The sequence below is a fragment of the Salibacterium halotolerans genome, assembly GCF_900115625.1.
Lineage (GTDB): Bacteria > Bacillota > Bacilli > Bacillales > Marinococcaceae > Salibacterium > Salibacterium halotolerans.
In genome coordinates, this window is sequence record NZ_FOXD01000009.1 from 120093 (window position 1) to 140281 (window position 20189).

Consider the following 20189-nt stretch of genomic DNA (forward strand, 5'->3'; position numbering starts at 1 on the left):
CGGTTCATAAAACGTGCCATGTCCAATAAGCTTAACATCCTTTACGACTGTATTGAAATTTCTGTGTGGTGTTTTCCTCTATACGTTTCATTCATTATCGTGTATGATTTTTATGGGGAAATTTCAACCATAGAGAAATGCTGGTGATGTATTGGTGAGTCTGCATAATCCAATCAATGAAAAACAATATGATATTAATATGCTGTTTGTCCTGTTTTTGTTCGGCGTCGTAAGTTGTTTTTATATTTACCACGCCCAGCAGATGGGGCAGTATGAGGGAACATTCCATACATCACAGATGATGTATTTTGTCCTTGGATTCGGCGTAGCGCTTGCTGTGCTGCACTTTGATTTTGAGTACTACATGAACATTCACTGGTTTTTATACGGCATCGGTCTGTTTTCGCTGTTGGTTCTTGATATTATCGGCCCTAATGAAATGTTTGCTCCCTATCAGAATGGGGCGGTCAGCTGGTTCAGGGTGCCGGGTGTCGGCACGGTACAGCCGTCGGAAATCATGCGTATCTTTCTCGTCATCACGTTGAGTGCGGTGATTTACCGGCACAATTCCAACCACCGTGAGAACCGGTCGATACAAACGGATCTTTGGCTGCTTCTCAAAATAGGAGTACTGATTGCACCGGCCGTTTTTCTGATTTACCGGCAGCCGGATATGGGAAGCATTATGCTGATCGGCGCCATTGTTACAGCGCTGCTGATTGTGTCGGGGATGTCGTACAGAATTCTCACGGTGTTAATCGGAGGTCCGATTACCGCCGGTCTTGCCTTTGTATTCGCCTTTTACCAGTTCCCGGAATGGGTGGAACGTTATCTTCTTTCCAATCTTCCCGACTATCAGGTGGAGCGTATTAATGGATGGCTGAATCCATTTGAAAACGTAGATGCCGGGTACCAGGTGACTCAGGCGATGACAGCCATCGGGTCGGGACAGCTTTACGGCAGTTCGAAATCATCGGTGTATATCCCGGAGGCGCACACCGACTTTATTTTCGCGGTGATCAGTTCGATGCACGGCTTTTTGGGTGGAGCGTTTGTCATCACTCTTTATTTCGTGCTTCTGTATCAGATATTAATGACAGGACTCCGCTGCCACAATGCATTTGGTAAATACCTGTGTGCCGGCCTGATTGGGATGTTTGGGTTTCAGATCTTTCAGAATATCGGCATGGGCCTCGGTCTTCTGCCGGTTACAGGTTTTACGCTGCCGCTCCTCAGTTACGGAGGAAGTTCCATCGTGGCGACCATGTTCGCTCTCGGTATCGTGATGAGTGTCCGTTACCATTCCAAAACGTATTTTTTCGAACAGCAGAAAGAGTAGCTTCCGCTGAGACAGGCAGGAGCGTTAAAATATAGAATTCCTTAAAAACCGGACGATAGTCCTTCGTGATGGTAACCCGCGTTGATATATTGTCCGGTTTTTTTATTAAGCCCCGCACTGCAGTCCCCGTAAAACATTCGCAGAATGTTTTCACCGCAGCGGTATCTTCAATAGCTGGTATGTATCCACTTTTTTTTAAAAAATGTATTAAAAATTCAGACAGCTCGTCGATATTAAGACCAGCAGTTATATGAGGCAAAGGTATGATTTTCGGGATTGTGGGCTCAACAATACACCAATGACACCATAGTTAAGCCTAAAATCCCAGATGTGTTACATAAAAAAGGGGATGGAAACATGCGTAAACTGAACACGAAATTGATTCTTCTTACAGGAGGTCTCGTAACCGTATCGCTGCTTACGGCTGCCATCATTATTTACTATCAAATGACAGACGTGGTAGAGGAAAATGCTGCGGATACAGGAATGAACACGGTGGAAAAAGAGAAAAGATATATTGAACAGTATTTTGAAACCTTTGAAAACCATCTTGATATGATCAGCGCGGACACAAGAGTGACCTCTTTCTTACGGGAAAAGAGTGAGAACGGTCCGGATTATTCAAACGGTTACAGTGATGTCGAAAAAGTGATGAACCGTTTTATGTACAGTTATGACAGCGTTGAACTTACATTTACAGGTGCGGCCAACGGCGGAACTCATACGACACCTTATGTCGATGTGGAAGACATGGATGCCACCACACGTCCGTGGTATCAGGCAGCAGCAGAAACGCCGGAGCAGACGGCCTGGACAGAACCTTACAAAAGTGAAGATGGCGGTAACTATGTGATCAGTGCAGGAAAAGCAGTGGTGGATCCGCTCACCAATGATGTAGTCGGCGTAGTAGGTATGGATGTGTCACTGTCTCATTTGAATGAAATGATGGCGGAAATGGATGTACCTTACAACGGATTTATGACACTGATCGGTGACAGTGGATCTGTGGTTGCCCATCCGGAGCAGAACGGCACACAGATCGAAGAAGGAGAGTCACTTGCTTCTGTTTTAGATACGGAGGGAAGTGGACGAATTGCCTTTTCACACCAAAATGAAGAGTACAGCCTGTTCTACGACAGATTGGAAACAAATAACTGGGTGATTGGAACGGCTTTTTCGGATGAGGCTATGGCGTCGGAGTCAGCGGGCATCCGCAATACCATTATTATCATTGCTGCCGCCGCGATTTTTCTGTCTATTATCATTACCGTCATTATATCGAGACGAATTACCAGACCGGTGAAGCAGATGCAGGAGAGAGTAAACGATATGGCCAAAGGGGATCTTACCGTGCAGTTTCCGGGAAGTTCGCACGAAGAAATCAATTATCTGGGCCGGGATCTCAATAAAATGGCTGAAAATCTCCGGACCCTTGCAGAACAGGTGAAAGGATCAGCTTCCCAGGTGGCTTCTTCTTCCGAACAGTTCAGCGCCGTTTCGGAAGAGACGAGTGCTTCCGGAGAAGAAGTGGCAAATGCTGTCTATGACATCTCGCAGGGAGCTGTGTCCCAGGCCGAAGAAGCGGAAAACACCAAACAGGAGATGCAGATACTCACGACGGCCTTTATGTTTCTGGAAGAACAGATGAAAGAAATCGAAAATCGTTCCAAAGCATCGGAAGAAATAAATGAAGCAGGAGCCGCCAAAGTGTCAACGCTGACAGAAAAAGCCGGCGAATCCCAGACGATGATGGAAGAAGTAGAGCACGTATTCGCCCGTCTCTCGGAAAGACTCGAAGATATACAGAAAGCAATGGGTTCCATCGGGGATATTTCCGAGCAGACCAACCTTCTTGCCTTAAACGCCAGCATTGAGGCAGCACGCGCGGGGGAACACGGAAAAGGATTCGCCGTGGTGGCCGAAGAAGTCCGCAAACTCGCTGATGCTTCCAGCGCATCAGCCGATGAAGTGAAAACCATTCTGAAAGGTCTGACCGATGAAGCAGACCAGGTTCATGAGACGGTGGAGCAGTCCCGCCATGTTTCGTCTGAACAGCAGGACGCGGTGCAGTCTGTCAAAGATTCATTTGAGCAGATAAAAGAAACCGGGGAATCCATTTCAAGCGTCGTGCAGCGGCTGCTGCAGGAAATTCCAATGATGGATGAACGCAGACAGGCAGTGGAGGACGCCATCACGAGAATTGCAGAAGTATCGCAGTCCAATGCAGCCTCAGCCGAAGAAGTAAATGCATCAGTGGATGAACAGAAAGAAGCGATGCGTTCTGTAGCAAGCTCCGCAGAGTCTCTTCATGAAGAAAGCGAAACCCTTTCTGCGTTAATCCGTCAGTTTAGAGTGTCGCACGAAGAAAATCAACATCACGAATTAAACGAAAGTCCCGAGCTGCGCCCGGAGGACGAAGAAGAGACGCAGGCAGACGAAGAAAGCGGGGAAGACACGCACGAAGAAGAGAACGACACAACTTCCGAAACAGAATCCACCAGAAGGAAAGATGATGAATAAAAGAAAGAGGAGGTTTCTTCTACACAAGAAGAAGCCTCCTCTTTCTTTTGAAAAAACGCTTTTATGTGGAATGCATTATGCTGAAAAAAGATTTATACTGGAAGTGGTATAATATCTTATGGATGGAATCAAGAGGAGGTTCATTCTGAATGGCAAAAAAGCGCAAACGATTGATTATGCGTTCTTCGATACTGGGAGCAATTTCCGTGATGCTCGCTTATGTCTTTTATACAAACTTCATGTCCGGTGAAGAGACCAATGTTCAGGAGGGAGAGACAGCTCCCAATTTTGTGCTGGAAACAGCTGATGGTGAACAGGTGGAATTGAAAGGTTTCCGGGGAAAAGGAGTATTTCTGAATTTCTGGGGCACATACTGCCCGCCCTGCGAAGAAGAAATGCCCCACATGAACGAACTGTACAAAGAGTTTAAAAACCGCGGTGTGGAAGTACTTGCCGTCAATGTTGGTGAATCACAGCTCGCTGTGAACCGTTTTGCGGACCGTTATAACTTATCGTTTCCGATGCCGATTGATGAAAATAAAAGTGTTCTCAATCGTTACGGCGTCAATCCACTGCCGTCCACGTTCCTGATAGATGAAAACGGAACGGTGCAGCGTGTCCTTCTCGGAGCGATGACAGAAGAAAAAATGAGGGGGTATATGGAAGAAATAGAACCGTCCTGATCCGGTTCTTTTTCTTTGAATGAACACGTATAAGAAAGCAGGAAGAAGCTCATTTTCTGTAGAATAAAGAAAGAGGCAGAAAAAACGGTCTGCAGCTCAAATAGTTGTTTTTCTGGTTTGTAAGCGGGGGAGTGTCTTTTTTTTGAAACAGAAACTGCGGACTTTACATATCGTTACCATCATCGTATGGATAGTCTTGTTTGTGCTGCCTGTTGACCGGGGAAGCGCCTATGCGGAGAAAACGGCGGCAGAGCGTCCTGAAATCTCCTCGGAGACAGCGGCGTTAATGGATGCAGACACTGGACAGGTTCTGCTCGATAAACAGGGAGCGAAACGGATGTACCCGGCATCGATTTCAAAGATTGCCACCGGCATCACAGCGCTTGAACAGGGAACCCCGGAAGAAATGGTAACCGTAAGCCGCCGTGCTGCAGATACAAACGGCACGTCCGTTTATCTCGTTGAAGGTGAAAAAATGCCGCTCAAACAGCTTGTTCAGGGTCTGCTTATCAATTCCGGAAATGATGCCGCAACGGCAATAGCAGAACACCTCGGTAGAACGGAAAACACGTTTTCGCAGCAGATGACAGAGTACCTTAAAAAGAAGACCGGCATCGTAAACACTTCTTTTACGAATCCGCATGGCCTCTTCGAAAAGGATCACTATACCACAGCTGAAGATATGGCACGTTTGACCAAATATGCGATGCAAAATGATGACTTTCGTGACATTGTGTCGACCAAAACCCTTGCCTGGGAAGGAAAGGGCTGGGAAACTGAATTGCGCAACCATCATCAGCTGCTCTGGGAATATAAAGGAACGACAGGGGTCAAAAACGGCTACGTATCAGAAGCTGGTTATACATTGGTGACTACCGCCAAGCGGCAGGGAAGGGAGCTGATTGCGGTTATCATGAAGGCGGATACGAGCCGAAACGCCTATGAAGATACAGTGGAACTGCTGGATTACGGATTTGATGCGTTTGACAAACAGACAATCGCGGAAGGAACCCGCTTCCAATCTCCGGATCAAAGCGTCTATATTGCTTCCGAAGAAAAGAAGTATCTTCAAAAGAAAGGAACAAACGCGACACTGGAAGCAGGAAACGGGGGAGAATGGAGAATTTTAAACGAGAGGGGCCGCGTCACGCTCACCGGAACACTGACAAAAGAACGGGTGAAATCCGGCGGTGAAAAGAAAGAGAGAGCGGCTGTGATGCCGATGGAAGACAACGATATAAAAAGGGTGTTATGGAACACCTGGACAAATTACACTTCCATGACAGCCAGGATTATGTATTATCATTTTCGATTAATGTTATAGAATAGGAGCGTTTCCCGTTGAATCAGCCGACAGAAATACCAGATGACCTGCCGCTTGGAACCGTCTGGAAAAGTTTCGCGTTTCTTGCTGCAGCGGCGGCCCTATTGATGCTGCTCTTTCAAGGCCCGGAGTACATGCGGAACCTCTGGAGCCTGGACCATGTCCTGCAGGAAGCGGCAGCAGGCGCTGGTGCCGGAATAGTGTTTGCGGCGGTTGTTCTCGGTCTGTATGCCGTATCAGCCATTAAACTTCCGGACAATGTCTACATCCGGCTTATCGAACGGCTGGCTGCGAAGAAATACGGACTGTTCACTATCGCCGTTGGAGCAGGCGTCTCGGAGGAATTTCTATTCCGGGGTGCCCTGCTCGGTATGACAGCAGGCTTTACAGGAGAAACACCTGCACTGCTTTTGATTTCCCTGCTGTTTATGGCCCTTCATATACCGCAGTACAAAGGCAGTATTCTCATCCATGTTATTGTTTTTATGATGGGTGTCGTCCTCGGCCTTTTGTTTCTACGGACAGAAGCATTGTGGGCCCCTGTCGCCGCCCATGCTGTATATAACGCTGTATTGACCTGGTTTATGAAAAAGAGAAAGCCTTTGGAGGAGAGCTGACGGGAGCAGGACTTTAATGGTGACGATTAAGGCGCAGCGCTGCCTTTTCCCATTCGCGCGGCGTGACGTTGTAATAGCTGACGCCTCCTTCCCTTTCACTGCTCCCTGCAAGCTCAAATGTTTGTATATAGTCAAAAGAAGAACGGTACCGCGTGAACAGGGCACGGAGTTCTTCCAGTGTTATGTTCGTCTTGACGTGATTCTCCAGAATCTCGAGAATGTCCGCGCTGTCGGGAAGATGGCGCAGAGACATCGTGTCTTTCAAAAGAGCGGTGAGTACGTCACGCTGCCTTTCATTCCGTCCGAGATCTCCTCTCGGGTCGCTCTTGCGCATTCGTACATACTCCAACGCTTCTTTTCCGTTCAGATCAACCTTTCCTTTTTTGAAGTGGAATGTTTTGCTGTGGTCGACGTTATCCTGGGAAAAGGCGAAATCGTTTTCCACTTCCACCCCGCCGAGCTGATCTACTATTTCTGAAAAACCCTGCATGTCAGCCTCCACTACAAAGTCAAAGGAATGATCCAGCTTGTTCTCCGCTGTCTGTTTCACAAGTCCGGCTCCTCCGTAAGCATAGGCATGATTAATCTTGTCACGCCCGTGTCCCGGTATGTTTACTTTCGTATCCCGTGGAATATTAAACAGCAGAACGGACTCCTCGTTCGGATTGATGGACGCTGCCATCACGGTATCAGCCAGGCCCTTCTTTCCCGGGCGGTCCCCAATACCAAGAATGAGAAAGGAAACCGTTCCACGCAGAGGACCGGAAGATTGGATGGAGGTTCCTACGTCTTTTTCGTAGTTATCGTTCATTTCCTGCACATGGTCCCCGGCTTTTTGGTACAGATAATAAGACCAGCCGGCTCCGGCGGTCAGCATAGTAAGCAGCACCGTGATGAAAATAATAAGAGCGGGCTTCCACATAAAAACTGGAACTCCTTTTACCGTCTTTTTCTAAAATATATCATGAAAATAAAAGAAAAAGAAGCACCGCTTTGGCTGCTTCGTCTGTTCAGAATGCTGTTCATTGCTTACAATATAGAGGGATGGAGACAGTGACAGAAAGGAGAGAGGGAGTTTGGATGTAAAAGTGGCGGATCTGCCCGGCATCGGCAAAAAAATGACGTTTTACACCGCTCAGGGAAATATGATTGTGCTGGTCACCCATCACACCGGGAAAAGAGAATTGTATTTTTTTCAGGAACCGGATGATGATGAACCGGACTTTTCCATGGAATTGATGTCCAATGAAACGAGGGAGCTCGGGGCACAGCTGCTCGGCGCGATATTTCAGCCGGTGGACAGTGACCAGATGAAACTTTTCCGAAGCAAAGTAATTGTGGAATGGATAGAGCTTCAGGAGAGTTCCCTGTTCGCCGGAAAAACCATTGGAGACTCGGAAGTAAGAAAGAAAACAGGCGTGTCGGTGGTAGGAGTGTTCCGTAATAATGAAGTGATTGCGAGCCCCGATGTGAACGAAAGACTAGAGCCGGGGGACACCATCATGGTAATCGGCAAAAAAAGTCAAATTGCGTTGTTTGAAGAAATGGCGGAAGGAGAGGGGTAATCCTACGTGGAATTGGAAATGCCGGAACTACTGGCAGCAGGTGTTATTCTTTTTGTTATGTTTGTCATTGGATTACTCGGGGTAAGAACACGGATTCCGGATGTCATTTTATTTATACTTGCCGGCATCGTGGTCAGCGGCCTGCTCAGTGATTCGGATATTCTATACTTTGCAGGGGAAATCGGCATCGTGCTGCTTTTTTTCATGCTGGGGATGGAATTTCCCATCCGAAAGCTTGGAGCGATTGCCAAAAAAGTGACACCTGCCGGACTGCTTGATCTGTTTTTAAATTTTGTTCTTTCAACTGGGATCTGCCTGCTTTTCGGCATGGACCCTCTGACAGCCTTTTTAATCGGCGGCCTCCTTTATGCCACCAGCTCCTCCATTACACTGAAAATGCTTCAGAATACGAAACGGACCGCCAACCCGGAATCCGAATTCCTGCTCGGTGTGCTTATCTTTGAAGATATGGCCGCCCCTGTTATGGTCGCTGTTTTTGCAGGGATAACGGCAGGAGGAGATTTAACGGGAATGGATTTTCTGTTTCTTGCGGTCAAAGTGGCGGCTTTGACACTGGCTGCCATTTTGCTCGGAAGATTTGTTTTCGCGAAGTTGAAAGGATTCATCGATCGTCATGCAGGGTCTGATATCTTTCATCTGTTTTTGATTGGATTGGCCCTGACAGTGAGCGGAGCAGCTGTGTTTCTGGAGCTCTCTGAAGTGCTTGGGGCTTTTCTGGCAGGTATTATGCTGGCCGAAACCGGCCGCAGCGAAACCTTTGAGCCGCTTATCCAGCCGGTGCGCGAATTAACGCTGCCCCTGTTTTTCCTATGGTTCGGCACCCAAATTAACCTGGAAGAGGGCATCATTTACCCTGTCCTTTTAACTGCATTAATCGGATGGTCTCTGATTGGTAAGTGGCTGACAGGCATGATAGGTGGACGCATGTATGGGTTATCCCCAAGGGCCGCGTTCCGGGCCGGACTTTCCTTTACACCCCGGGGAGAATTTTCGATTATTATCGCGAGTGCCGCTACGGCAGAAGTCATGGCGTTTGGCAGTCTGTTCATCGTTATTTCGGCGGCCGCCGGCATTTTTCTTTTCCTGTATGCTCCCGCGCTGACGAAGAAAGTGTACGGGACAAAACAGAAGCCGAAGGGAAACAATGTTTAGGACTGAATGGACAGCTTTATGACAGCGGCGTTATACTGTAACACGTATATATATCAGGCGGGCGGACAGCCGCTCCAGTGAACCGGGAAAGGTCCGCTGCACGGGACTGTTCATCCCGGACATGTACAAAAAATCCTCTGCTGCGGGAGGGATCTGTGTTGGTAAAATTAAACGAAGAAACAAGAGAAACGTATATGGAAAGAATCATGAAAGCTGTCATAACCGAAGAAATAGAAACATTCCGCTCATTGTTTCTTGAACTTCACCCCGCAGACCAGACCGATGTGTTTCTAAGCCTGGAAACACCGGAACGTAAACGTGTCTATGAATTTTTGAGCCCGGAAGAATTCGGGGAAGTGTTTGAAGGTCTGGAGACGGAAGATCAGAAACAGATTGCTCCTGAGTTGAATGAATATTATGCAGCAGAGATGTTTAACCGTATGTACGCCGATGATGTAGCCGACTTTTTCAGTGAGTTGGAAGAAAAGCAGGCCGATACTATTTTACAGGCCATGGACCGGGAAGAGGCTGCGGACGTCCGTGAACTTCTGACGTATGAAGAAAACACAGCCGGATCGATTATGACAAAAGAATACATATCGGTTAAAGCGTTTCATACCGTCGAGGACGTTATTGAACTGCTGCGGGAAAAAGGACCGGATGCAGAAACCATCTATTATCTGTATGTTGTAGATGAAGCTGGGAAACTTGTCGGCGTGACGTCGATACGGGATGTCATTACCTCTTATTCGGATCGAACGATTGAATCCATTATGAGTTCCCGGGTCGTATCGGTACACGTAAAGACCGACCAGGAAGAAGTGGCACAAATCATTCAGAAATATGACTTTCTGGCGGCTCCGGTTGTGACTGAGCATCAAATGCTGGTAGGTATTGTGACGGTTGATGATGTGATTGATGTGATGGAGGAAGAAGCAGCGGAAGATCTTGGTGAAATCACGGCTTCGCGGGGAGCGGATGTGACACTCCGCCCATTCCAGGCGGCCAGACGGAGAATGCCGTGGATTGTTCTGCTGATGTTTTTTGGTCTTGGTACGGCGGAAGTAATCAGTATATTTGAGAGCACACTGGAGACGGTTGTTCTGCTGGCTGCGTTTATCCCGCTGGTGATGGGGTCCGCCGGAAACACCGGTACGCAGTCACTGGCGGTCGCGGTGCGGGCTCTGGCCACCGGCAACATGGAAAAACGGGGCTTTTTCAAAACCATTGCACGGGAATTTCTTACCGGCTTTTATATCGGCGTGGCCTGTGCTGTTGTTATTTTTGTTCTCATCGGTATTTTTTACAGTGATTTCTTTTTAGGCTTCATTGTCGGCGTCTCGATTATGATATCGCTTGGTGCATCGAGTGTGATCGGAACAACGGTGCCCATGCTTATCAATAAGCTGAAAATGGATCCTGCGATTGCATCAGGTCCCTTTATTACAACGTTGAGTGATGTTATCAGCCTCATGATTTATTTCATGGTGGCGACCTCACTGCTTCAATATATGTAATCATGTAAAAAAATCTTCCCCGATTCTGCCTTTGAATGTAAAAAAGACATTTACAAAAGAGCAGGGGGTTTCGTACAATATGAGTAATAAACAGCGCAAGAAGGGGGGAAGGGAGTTGGACGAACCATTTGAATCCTATCATCATGACCACTATCCCTTCCAACCTGTGAATCATGTGAGGGTTGATTCGTGGAAACGTGCGGTTCAGGATGTCATCAGTGACGTAACGGCACAGGTTCTGTATCTTCATCCGGACGAGCGGACATGTTTCCGGTTGATAGAACGGTTCAAAGCTGCATGGTTTTCCCGTATTTCTGCAGATCATTTCTCCCACGAAACTTCGTATTATCTGCATTTGATACAGATATCCGGCCATCTTCTGCCTCTTTTGGAAGGCGGATCCGGAACGCTTGCCGGCTGGTTAAAATACCAGCCTGCCCCTGGAGCAGAAGAAACACTGACAGTTCCTGTCGTAAAACAGGCAGACCGCCTGAAACTGTATGTGTTTGAAACGGACCCCGCCATATTGTCGCGCCTCGCGGATATGGCAGCGTATCATGTTTTATGCAGCAGCGCTTTGTTTCCGGATCTTCTCGAAATCGATTCTGCCGGAGACGGCCATTCCAGTATCCATACTCTCAGCTCCTTTAAAAGAAAGCAGGACGGTTAAACCGTCCTGCTTTCTTTTTTTTCTTTTGGTCTCAGGAAAGAAGGAGTTCTTTCAGTTTTTCCGGATTGACCGTTACATCCCGGAGCGTGTATCGGTCGAGAACCTGAAGGTATGCATGAAGCGCTTCGTGGAGGATGCTCTGCAGCCGGCAGCTGCCTGTAAGCACGCACATACTGTTTTCCGGATCAAAACATTCCACCAGGTCGAGGTTATCTTCGGTCCGCCTCACGATCCAGCCGATAGGAATTTCCTCCGGATCCTTGGCAAGCCGGATCCCGCCGTTCCTTCCTTTCACCGTTTCAATCAGTCCCAGCCTGGACAGTTCGTGCCCCACCTTTGTCAGGTGGTTGTATGATATGTGGTAGGCGTTTGATATCTGCTTAATGCTTGACAGTTTCGGCTGGTCAACGGCCGCAAGGTAAATCAGCATACGCAGGGAATAATCGGTATAGGACGTCAATTGCATGCTAAACGCTCCAATGCCTCTTGTTGTTTCTTTTTATGGTACCATATTTTCGCAGAATCGCCATAACATCTGCACGGCTGCTATGCTAAAATTAAATATGTATAGTATATGCATATTAAAAAGGAGGAACAAAAATGGCTTCAAATCAGACTTTACTTAAAGAGAGTACCATGGAAACCGTGAAGGCAACTGTTCCTGTACTGAGGGAAAGAGGACCGGAAATTACCGAACACTTTTATAAAAGAATGTTTGAACAGCATCCCGAACTTCTTCATATTTTCAACCAGACAAACCAGGCAAGCGGGAGACAGCCGAAAGCACTGGCAGGCACGGTTCTTGCTGCGGCAGAGAATATTGATCAGCTGGAGACGATACTTCCGGTGGTCCGGGAGATTGCACATAAACATCGGAGCCTGCAGGTGAAGCCGGAACACTATCCGATTGTTGGAGAAAATCTGCTGGCAGCGATGAAAGAAGTGCTGGGAAAAGCAGCAACCGATGACATTATGGCAGCTTGGGAAGAAGCTTACAATGTAATCGCTGATGTGTTTATTTCGGTGGAGAAGGGAATGTATCAGGAGGCAGCCGGGCAGAGAGGAGGATGGGAAGGCTTCCGTACCTTTACAGTGGCACAGAAAGTCAAGGAAAGTGATGTCATTACATCCTTTTATTTAAAGCCGCTGGACGAAGGAGCGCTGCCATCGTTTTATCCAGGGCAGTATGTTACCGTGAAAGCCGATATCCCTGGAGAGGAGTATCTGCACCTGCGACAGTATTCCATGTCGGACGCACCGGGGCAGGATCACTTTCGTGTCAGCGTGAAGCGTGAAGACGGAACAGACACACTTCCGGGCGGCATGGTATCGACTTATCTGCATCATCAGGTAGAAGAGGGGGATGTGCTTGAGCTGACCGCGCCTGCCGGAGATTTTTGGCTCCAGGAGGGAACACGGCCTGTCGTTTTAATCAGCGGCGGCATTGGACTGACACCGTTAATGAGTATATTCCACACCCTTGTTTCTAGAGGATCGCGCCCCGTCACGTTTATCCAGACGGCGCGTTCCCGCTGTCTGCATGCCATGCACACCCGTACGTCGAAAACAGCGGATGCATGCGACCACGTATCATACCATGTCTGCTACGATACGTGGACAGAGGAGGATGAGAGGGATCCATACATTCAGAAAGAAGGGCGTCTGGACGCGGAGTGGCTTCGTTCCATTGTTCCAAACGAAGAGGCAGACTACTACTTCTGCGGTCCGGTTCCATTTTTACGGGCGGTGAACCAGCTGTTGAGAGACGAACTTAACATTCCTAAAGAGCGCAGGCATTTCGAATTCTTCGGCCCGGCTGCTGAACTGAAAAACTGAAGAATTCTTCGAAAAAAAGCCCGGACCCGCCGGCAGCGCGGTTCCGGGCTTTTTCGATTGTTTTTATGTGTTTTCTTCAAACCGCTTCAGGTCGTTTTTGTGGCCGATGACGATAAGAATATCATTTGCCTGTATCTGGTCTTCCGCCCGCGGGGAAATATTGAACTGTTTTCCACGCTTAAGCCCGAGAATGGTGACACCGAATTTAGCACGGATATCAAGATCAATGAGGGATTGCTGGTTCATAAACGAAGGTGCCGCAATTTCTGCAATCGAAAAGTCATCCGAGAGTTCGATGTAATCAATGACTTTATCCGACACCAGATGCTGGGCGATCCGGTTTCCCATGTCATGTTCGGGGTGAATGATCTTATCCGCCCCGATTTTATCGAGTACTTTATGATGATAATAGTTCTGTGCCTTGACCCATACCGATGCAATACCCATTTCTTTCAGCAGCAGGGTACACAGGATACTGGCCTGGATATTATCCCCGATGGCGACGATAACGTGGTCAAAATTTGTAATGCCGAGTCCGCGCAGAGCTTTTTCATCGGCTCCGTCGGCAACGGAACTATAGGTGGAATCGTTGACCATTTCATTCACTTTTGTTTCATTAATGTCGACCGCCAGCACTTCATGGCCGAGCTTATGCAGCTCTGTACTTACACTGACGCCGAATCTTCCCAATCCGATAACAGCAAATTGTTTTTTCACGGTTCTTGTCTCCTCCTCCGTCTGCCTCTGTTGATTCACGGGCAGAGTGAACGAACGCGATGCAGCAAAGATAATTGTAATGTACTCTCTGCGTCCGTTGTTTGTCAATCGTGTATAACGTGAAATATCTTTCCGGTGCTTTCTGCTTAATCGTGAAGAACAGCATCCGACTGCAGCGGGGAACGCTTTGCGAAATAAACATCCATACAGCGCCGGGCCTGCCGCTTTAAGTTGGCGTTCATATAGCTGCTCGTTCCTTCATATCCCCGGCAGACATACGAATAACGGGAAAACGTTCCGTCATTTTCCTCAAACTGAACCCGCATTTGGTGCTTCTGCATGTAGACTTTAACAGTCCGCATATCCTGATGAAGCAGCTGCAGCGCCTTCTGTATGACACTAAGGTACGGGTCTTTGACTTTGAAGGATCCATGTGCGAACAGCTCTCTGTCCTGTTCGAGTACTTTTTTGACAAGAGGAAGCAGAATATAATAATGAACCATGATATGTTCTTCTTCTTTGATCTGCATGATAACCCCTTCCTGATAAGAACGTTTGTTTGTGTATAGTATAGCGAATGTGCGTTCCTTTATACAAGAGTTTCTTTATGGTTACAGCGGAGAAACATTCCGGAGCCGGAAAAAGATTTTTCCGTGTACCAGGTATTTGGTTCTTTTAAAAGGGGAAGCGGATGCGTTATACTATAGGAAAGCGCATACAAAATGTTTGAGGAATAAAACATGTGGGTAAGTTACCAATAAGCGCATAAAATAATATAGAATCAGGCGTATGTATGTGGTTGAAAAAACAGGAACAGCAGTCGATCAACCGGCGTAAAACCGGTGGAAAAGATAGGGGGTTCCGCGAAATGTTACATCCTACGCATGAACAGCATTTCATGAAGAAAGTAAAATCCGATAAACACGGAAAAAGACCGTCAAGACAGGTGCTCCAGTCTTTATATGCACAGATGATGATGGAATACGCCGTTTATCATTTTAATGAACAACGTCTGCAACACTTGATTGATGAAGCATTGGATGCCGGGGATCCAGAACTGTTTAAGGAACTGACCTCACACTACAATGCGTTGATCGGCGAATATAAAGAAGGAAAAACCATATATGAACAGGGGTATGAACTGGAACTTGAATTTAAAACAAAATGAACGATGAAAGAGTCGTCTTAACGGGCGGCTCTTTATTGATGAAAAAACTTTACTTCCTGGAAAAAAGCATTGTTTTACATAGGTATTAATGCCTGTGCCTATTTAATCAGAACCTTAGGCAATGGAATAAGATATTAAAAGACATTTTTATGTTTGGTATAGTAAATTTAACCAAAAACCCCTATCAATAGAAAAGTGTCTCTTTTATAATTTCAAAAAAGGATAAAAGCCATTCAATGAGTAGAGACGTTACGTATTTTCCGGTATTATTGAAAATCCAGTTTTTTAACTTTATATCGTTATATGGCAAGCATTCTCCCAAGCTCCAATGAATGACCTTGCTATATGGACAACTTTCTGGCGTGAACAGGTCATGCAGCAAGATGCAGAACAAGCTTTTGACCAATATTCCTCATCTATAGCTGTGGACTGGAGCGTATGGAGCACTGTAACCTTGGATAAGGCTCCATTGGGGGACTGGATGGTGTCTTGAAAGATGTCGATTACTCGCCTCATGTTGGTGACCGGCGCTGATACCGGACCGATCGAGGTTTCTGATGGCTGGGGTGAGCAGACCTAAAGGTTTGATTTGAGATCTACTGTTTAATATCTCTTAGCTTAGATCACGATTGAGAGCTATTCCAGGATCTATAAAAATTGAAAATGTTCTTCGTATATATTAAAGTACATTTGTATTACAATAAAATTAAAAATAATTATATGATTTTATGTACGAAAAATTAAAAAAGGGGGAAGAAGCATTAAATGCATTCAGGAAGTTAATGCTTCTAAATAAATGAACGAGAATAATCATCTAATTGACCAACCGCTTACCAAAAAAACATTGTCCAAACAAGTGGAAGAAAAAATCGTCGATTTGTTGCTGCAAAATAAAATGCAGCCTGGAGATAAACTACCATCAGAGATGGAACTGATCGATATGCTTGGTGTAAGCCGATCGGTCCTCCGAGAAGCCTTGAGTTCGCTGGAATCATTAGGCATCATCCGCAGACAGACGAAGGGCGGCACATACTTTGCAGAAAAAATCGGTCTTCACCCATTTTCAGTCATGCTTTCGCTTGTGAATAACAATTTAGAAGCAATAATTGAGGCTAGAATGACTTTGGAATTGGGCTTGGTAGCGCTTGCCGCTGAAAAAATAACTGCGGAAGAGCTTCAGCGTTTACATGACACTATCGAAGCCATTAAACAGACAGAAGACAATGATTACGGAGAACACGACATAACTTTTCACCAAATCATTGCTTCCAGTGTAGAAAATCCAGTGATTCAAGGCATGATAGACTCGTTGTTGCTTACCCATACCAAAATGAATATTCAAATTCCCAACAGGGAAAAAGAGAAAACCGTTGCCTATCACGAAGCTATATATGAAGCTTTGAAAGAAAGAAACCCTCAGAAAGCCACACAGGAAATGTACGCGCACCTAGTGTTTGCCCGGGATAAAGTATTGAACCAATGATTTATAATAGTAAGAAGTGAGACTGGGATAAAACCATTAATAACTAAAAAAATTCCGAACGATTCAATATTGAATCGTTCGGAATTTTTGTTTTGCATCCTACACCGCTTCGTTAAAATCCTTCGTTTTCACTCCGGAGTACAAGTGCGACATCGGCTCGCTGGTGCTCACCGTGTCTTCTTTGCCGTGGGTACGGCTCGAAAGATGGGAAGATCGGCTGGTAAGACGACCTTCTACTAAAACCACGTACGTCCTGTGTCGGGCGTAGAAGCCGCCACATCCTGTGGAAGTACGTCACGTGCGGGCGCCGACCTGACCCGGATCCTGCAGGGTCTCGAGACCCGTGCTGTTCTGAGCAGGAGTCGAAAGAGTTTGACTACGCTACATCAATGCCCTTTAATCTGGAATCTGAAATTGTTCGTGTTTACACTACATATCTTTAATGTTGTACCAGACTATTTTTTCATCTATAAAAAAGCGTTTACATTTTAATTGTCATACAATATAATATAAGACAAATGAAAGTGAGGTGATCGATATGGATTCCAAACGAAATGTTCCAACAGGCATTTTGGGCTTCCCCGTATCTCCCTTTAACGAAAAGGATAAATTGGACGAAAAGGCTCTATATGAAAACGTTTCATTTTTGATTCGCCATGGGATCGAAAGTATTTTTATTGGATGTGGTGCCGGCGAATTTCATGCAATTAGCGAAGATGAATACGAGACGATGATCGATGTAGCGAATGAAGCCACTCAAAGCCAGGTCCCAATATACACGGGGGTGGGTGGAAATATTCGCACCGCTGTCCGGCAGGCAGAACTATCCGAGAAAAAAGGCGTAGACGGATATCTAATTCTGCCGCCATATTTAGTTGAAGGCACACGTCAAGGAGACGTCGAGTACTTTTCCCGTATTGCCCAAAGCACGCAGTTGAACGCTATTGTCTATCAAAGAAACAACGTACTGCTAACGAAAGAATCGTTGTATCAATTAGTTACCATCCCTCAGGTGGTCGGTTTTAAAGATGGGGTGGGCAATATGGAACAAAACATTCAGCTGACTCAAGCCGTTGGAGACCGGTTGGAGTGGATAAATGGGATGCCAATGGCGGAAGTAACCATGCCGGCTTACATGGCGCTTGGTTTTGAAACATTTTCCTCCGCTATATCCAATTATATCCCCCATGTGTCTCGAATGTTTTATGATTCGTTATTACATGATGATAAGCAGATGGCGGCAGATATTTATCGTGACGTTATTCTTCCTATTAATAACATTCGCAAACAACGATCGGGCTACGCGGTAGCTTTAATCAAAGCAGGAATGGAAATTGTCGGTTTGCCTGTGCGAAACACGGTGCGGCCGCCATTAACGCCGGTAGAACCAGTTCATTATAAGGAATTGGAAGCTGTTATCAATGTTGCTTTCGATAAATACGCACTCCAGACGAAATAATTCAAGGAGGAAACGACATGAATATGAAAAATTTTATTAACGGTATATGGACGACAAGCGCCTCAAATAAAACAACCGATATTATCAATCCGGGGAATTTGCAGGATAAAGTAGGTACTTTTCAGGACTCTACTGAAGAAGATTTACAACAGGCTATTCAAAGTGCGAAAAATGCTAAAACACCTTGGCGCAAACTTTCTGGTGCAACTAGAGGGCAGTATTTATATAAAGCCGCCGATATTTTGGAAAAGAATGCAGATGAAGTTGCAGAAATTGCTACAAGAGAAATGGGAAAAACACTTCCTGAAACAAAAGGTGAAACAGCGCGTGGCGTGGCTATTCTTCGCTATTATGCCGGTGAAGGTATGCGGGAGGAGGGGGACGTTATTCCTTCCACAGATTCAGATGCCTTAATGTTTACGAAGCGTTTTCCTTTAGGAGTGGTGGGAGTAATTACTCCTTGGAACTTTCCAATTGCTATCCCTTTATGGAAAACCGCCCCTGCTCTGATTTATGGAAATACTGTCGTTATTAAACCGGCAAGTGAATCGCCGATTACATTCGCAAAAATCGCCGAATGCTTTGAAGAAGCAGGATTGCCGGCCGGTGTGCTGAACGTGGTCACAGGCAAAGGTTCAGTCATTGGAAATGGGTTGTCCATCCATAAGGAAGTTAACGGAGTTACCTTCACAGGATCGAACGCTGTAGGAAGAACTATAGGAGCGAACGCTTTGCAGCGGGGTGCCAAATATCAATTAGAAATGGGCGGAAAAAATCCGGTGATTGTTGAAAAGGACGCGGATTTGGAAGCTGCTGCGGATGCCACTATTTCCGGTGCCTTCAAGTCTACCGGCCAAAAATGTACGGCAACCAGCCGTGCCATTATACATCAGGATATTTATGAAGAGGTTAAACAGCTACTTGTTGAAAAAACGCAAAAAATCGCAGTAGGAGACAGTCTGGAGAAAGATGTATGGATGGGGCCCTGTGCTTCGAAATCTCAGTTGGACAATGCTCTAAACTATATTGAAAAAGGCAAAGAAGAGGGGGCTGCACTTCTTTGCGGAGGAGAGCAAATCGAAGATAGCAACGGATATTACTTGAAGCCGACCATTTTCGATCAGGTAGACAACAACATGACAATTGCGCAGGAAGAAATATTCGGTCCGGTGATTGCCTTAATGCCTTACTCTACTATGGAACATGCGTTGGATATTGCCAATGATGTGGATTACGGGCTAAGTGCTGCAATCTTTACAAAAAATGTCCAGAATATGCTGTCATTTATCGATGATATGGATGCCGGTCTGGTTCGTGTGAATGCGGAAAGTGCCGGGGTGGAATTACAAGCGCCGTTTGGCGGCATGAAGCAGTCGAGCTCTCATTCCCGGGAACAAGGGCAAGCGGCTCAGGAATTTTTCACCGACATCAAAACGGTCTTTGTCAAGTAAGAAAAAAGGCAGGCGAATGCCTGCCTTTTTTATAAAAGAAAATGAAAGCCCTTCAAAACAATACATTTCGTATGAAATTCGATCAAAAAGTATTTTGCAAACGCTTACTTAAAATAATTGACAAAATACTTTTAATAACTGATAGAAGATTAAATTCTGATCCATTTAAAAGAAACTCGTTAACTTTCAATACAGTATGAAGAATTAAATAATTACGTAGTTGAAGGGCTTATTGATTCAACAAAATTCGGAGAAATACAAGACATTCTAAGACAAACTTAAATTATAAGGAGCATTCCTGTTAGGGGAAAATGTGAGTTTTGAACAAAAAAGAGCCCCCTTGGTATAGTACGGAGTGTCCGATGAAAAATCATCGACCTCGAATCCAGGAAACCAAGGAGGACTCATCATGCATTATACGCAAAACGAAAAACTCACGCAAATCACCTCTAACACACTCATTGTTGGCGTAGATATCGCTAAAAACAAACAGGTGGCTCGTGCTTTCGATGACCGCGGCTTTGAATTTGGAAAACGAATCAGCTTCTCCAATGATAGAGAAGGATTCGAAACTTTTCTACGATGGGCAGCCATGCATCAGGAAAATCATCACAAGACCGACATGATTGTCGGCATGGAGCCCACAGGGCATTACTGGTTACCATTG

At 46.0% G+C, this 20189-nt stretch carries 20 protein-coding genes; 15 read left to right on the forward strand and 5 right to left on the reverse strand.

Going from position 1 to position 20189, the window contains the following annotated elements; genetic code table 11:
* Window positions 1–154 precede the first annotated feature (154 nt).
* The 5 genes from BM124_RS09475 to BM124_RS09495 all read left to right on the forward strand — a co-directional run bounded on the left by BM124_RS09475 (window position 155) and on the right by BM124_RS09495 (window position 6483).
* The gene (locus BM124_RS09475) at window positions 155–1339 is read left to right on the forward strand and encodes an FtsW/RodA/SpoVE family cell cycle protein (protein WP_093337080.1); all 1185 of its coding nucleotides are present in this window, start codon (window positions 155–157) and stop codon (window positions 1337–1339) included.
* A gap of 357 nt (window positions 1340–1696) precedes the next feature.
* Window positions 1697–3859: a methyl-accepting chemotaxis protein gene (locus tag BM124_RS09480; RefSeq protein WP_093337081.1), complete on the forward strand. Its 2163-nt coding sequence runs from the start codon at window positions 1697–1699 to the stop codon at window positions 3857–3859.
* 149 nt (window positions 3860–4008) lie between these two features.
* Window positions 4009–4542: a thiol-disulfide oxidoreductase ResA gene (gene resA, locus BM124_RS09485; RefSeq protein ID WP_093337083.1), complete on the forward strand. Its 534-nt coding sequence runs from the start codon at window positions 4009–4011 to the stop codon at window positions 4540–4542.
* A gap of 142 nt (window positions 4543–4684) precedes the next feature.
* Entirely contained in the window at window positions 4685–5866 is a 1182-nt protein-coding gene (locus BM124_RS09490) for a D-alanyl-D-alanine carboxypeptidase family protein (protein WP_093337084.1), read from the forward strand.
* Between the two features lie 17 nt (window positions 5867–5883).
* The gene (locus BM124_RS09495) at window positions 5884–6483 is read left to right on the forward strand and encodes a CPBP family intramembrane glutamic endopeptidase (RefSeq protein ID WP_093337086.1); all 600 of its coding nucleotides are present in this window, start codon (window positions 5884–5886) and stop codon (window positions 6481–6483) included.
* Window positions 6484–6496: 13 nt separating this feature from the next.
* On the opposite strand, the gene BM124_RS09500 is transcribed toward BM124_RS09495, so the two are convergent.
* A complete protein-coding gene (locus tag BM124_RS09500; RefSeq protein WP_093337087.1) occupies window positions 6497–7405 on the reverse strand; it encodes an LCP family protein in 909 nt (302 codons plus the stop codon).
* A 154-nt stretch (window positions 7406–7559) separates the two neighbouring features.
* Here BM124_RS09500 and BM124_RS09505 point away from each other — a divergent pair, with 154 nt between their 5' ends.
* The 4 genes from BM124_RS09505 to BM124_RS09520 all read left to right on the forward strand — a co-directional run bounded on the left by BM124_RS09505 (window position 7560) and on the right by BM124_RS09520 (window position 11408).
* Entirely contained in the window at window positions 7560–8048 is a 489-nt protein-coding gene (locus BM124_RS09505) for a cation:proton antiporter regulatory subunit (protein ID WP_244504292.1), read from the forward strand.
* A 6-nt stretch (window positions 8049–8054) separates the two neighbouring features.
* A complete protein-coding gene (locus BM124_RS09510; RefSeq protein ID WP_244504293.1) occupies window positions 8055–9221 on the forward strand; it encodes a cation:proton antiporter in 1167 nt (388 codons plus the stop codon).
* A 155-nt stretch (window positions 9222–9376) separates the two neighbouring features.
* Window positions 9377–10738 (forward strand): magnesium transporter, encoded by a 1362-nt coding sequence (gene mgtE, locus BM124_RS09515; RefSeq protein ID WP_342028623.1) that lies wholly within the window; start codon window positions 9377–9379, stop codon window positions 10736–10738.
* Window positions 10739–10817: 79 nt separating this feature from the next.
* The gene (locus BM124_RS09520) at window positions 10818–11408 is read left to right on the forward strand and encodes a hypothetical protein (RefSeq protein ID WP_139217107.1); all 591 of its coding nucleotides are present in this window, start codon (window positions 10818–10820) and stop codon (window positions 11406–11408) included.
* 31 nt (window positions 11409–11439) lie between these two features.
* Here BM124_RS09520 and BM124_RS09525 read toward each other — a convergent pair whose 3' ends face one another.
* Window positions 11440–11874: an Rrf2 family transcriptional regulator gene (locus BM124_RS09525; protein ID WP_093337092.1), complete on the reverse strand. Its 435-nt coding sequence runs from the start codon at window positions 11872–11874 to the stop codon at window positions 11440–11442.
* A 134-nt stretch (window positions 11875–12008) separates the two neighbouring features.
* Here BM124_RS09525 and hmpA point away from each other — a divergent pair, with 134 nt between their 5' ends.
* Window positions 12009–13244 (forward strand): NO-inducible flavohemoprotein, encoded by a 1236-nt coding sequence (hmpA, locus tag BM124_RS09530; RefSeq protein ID WP_093337094.1) that lies wholly within the window; start codon window positions 12009–12011, stop codon window positions 13242–13244.
* Window positions 13245–13307: 63 nt separating this feature from the next.
* On the opposite strand, the gene BM124_RS09535 is transcribed toward hmpA, so the two are convergent.
* Both BM124_RS09535 and BM124_RS09540 read right to left on the reverse strand, forming a co-directional pair.
* On the reverse strand, window positions 13308–13961 hold the full coding sequence (locus tag BM124_RS09535; protein ID WP_093337095.1) for a potassium channel family protein: 654 nt from the start codon (window positions 13959–13961) through the stop codon (window positions 13308–13310).
* A 146-nt stretch (window positions 13962–14107) separates the two neighbouring features.
* On the reverse strand, window positions 14108–14491 hold the full coding sequence (locus tag BM124_RS09540; protein WP_093337097.1) for a YhjD family protein: 384 nt from the start codon (window positions 14489–14491) through the stop codon (window positions 14108–14110).
* A gap of 338 nt (window positions 14492–14829) precedes the next feature.
* On the opposite strand from BM124_RS09540, the gene BM124_RS09545 reads away from it, so the two are divergent.
* Both BM124_RS09545 and BM124_RS09550 read left to right on the forward strand, forming a co-directional pair.
* Complete coding sequence (locus BM124_RS09545) at window positions 14830–15129, forward strand: IDEAL domain-containing protein (protein ID WP_244504294.1); 300 nt, start codon at window positions 14830–14832, stop codon at window positions 15127–15129.
* Between the two features lie 796 nt (window positions 15130–15925).
* Entirely contained in the window at window positions 15926–16612 is a 687-nt protein-coding gene (locus BM124_RS09550; RefSeq protein ID WP_093337099.1) for a FadR/GntR family transcriptional regulator, read from the forward strand.
* A gap of 99 nt (window positions 16613–16711) precedes the next feature.
* Here the strand turns inward: BM124_RS09550 and BM124_RS18935 are convergent, their stop codons facing one another.
* On the reverse strand, window positions 16712–16858 hold the full coding sequence (locus BM124_RS18935) for a hypothetical protein (RefSeq protein ID WP_170841077.1): 147 nt from the start codon (window positions 16856–16858) through the stop codon (window positions 16712–16714).
* A gap of 292 nt (window positions 16859–17150) precedes the next feature.
* Between BM124_RS18935 and kdgD the strand changes: the two genes are divergently transcribed.
* From kdgD to BM124_RS09565, 3 genes are all read left to right on the forward strand, one after another.
* Complete coding sequence (kdgD, locus tag BM124_RS09555; RefSeq protein WP_093337101.1) at window positions 17151–18071, forward strand: 5-dehydro-4-deoxyglucarate dehydratase; 921 nt, start codon at window positions 17151–17153, stop codon at window positions 18069–18071.
* A 17-nt stretch (window positions 18072–18088) separates the two neighbouring features.
* A complete protein-coding gene (gucD, locus tag BM124_RS09560) occupies window positions 18089–19522 on the forward strand; it encodes an alpha-ketoglutaric semialdehyde dehydrogenase GucD (RefSeq protein WP_093337102.1) in 1434 nt (477 codons plus the stop codon).
* 409 nt (window positions 19523–19931) lie between these two features.
* On the forward strand, window positions 19932–20189 hold a 258-nt coding region (locus tag BM124_RS09565; protein WP_139217108.1), incomplete at its 3' end, for an IS110 family transposase.

Bases quoted from the DNA above. Each gene is read 5' to 3' on its own strand.
- BM124_RS09480 (WP_093337081.1), top strand. From the start codon at position 1,697: ATGCGTAAACTGAACACGAAATTGATTCTTCTTACAGGAGGTCTCGTA.
- resA (WP_093337083.1), top strand. From the start codon at position 4,009: ATGGCAAAAAAGCGCAAACGATTGATTATGCGTTCTTCGATACTGGGA.
- BM124_RS09500 (WP_093337087.1), bottom strand. From the start codon at position 7,405: ATGTGGAAGCCCGCTCTTATTATTTTCATCACGGTGCTGCTTACTATG.
- BM124_RS09520 (WP_139217107.1), top strand. From the start codon at position 10,818: ATGAGTAATAAACAGCGCAAGAAGGGGGGAAGGGAGTTGGACGAACCA.
- BM124_RS09525 (WP_093337092.1), bottom strand. From the start codon at position 11,874: ATGCAATTGACGTCCTATACCGATTATTCCCTGCGTATGCTGATTTAC.
- hmpA (WP_093337094.1), top strand. From the start codon at position 12,009: ATGGCTTCAAATCAGACTTTACTTAAAGAGAGTACCATGGAAACCGTG.
- BM124_RS09540 (WP_093337097.1), bottom strand. From the start codon at position 14,491: ATGCAGATCAAAGAAGAAGAACATATCATGGTTCATTATTATATTCTG.
- BM124_RS09545 (WP_244504294.1), top strand. From the start codon at position 14,830: ATGTTACATCCTACGCATGAACAGCATTTCATGAAGAAAGTAAAATCC.
- BM124_RS09550 (WP_093337099.1), top strand. From the start codon at position 15,926: ATGAACGAGAATAATCATCTAATTGACCAACCGCTTACCAAAAAAACA.
- kdgD (WP_093337101.1), top strand. From the start codon at position 17,151: ATGGATTCCAAACGAAATGTTCCAACAGGCATTTTGGGCTTCCCCGTA.
- gucD (WP_093337102.1), top strand. From the start codon at position 18,089: ATGAATATGAAAAATTTTATTAACGGTATATGGACGACAAGCGCCTCA.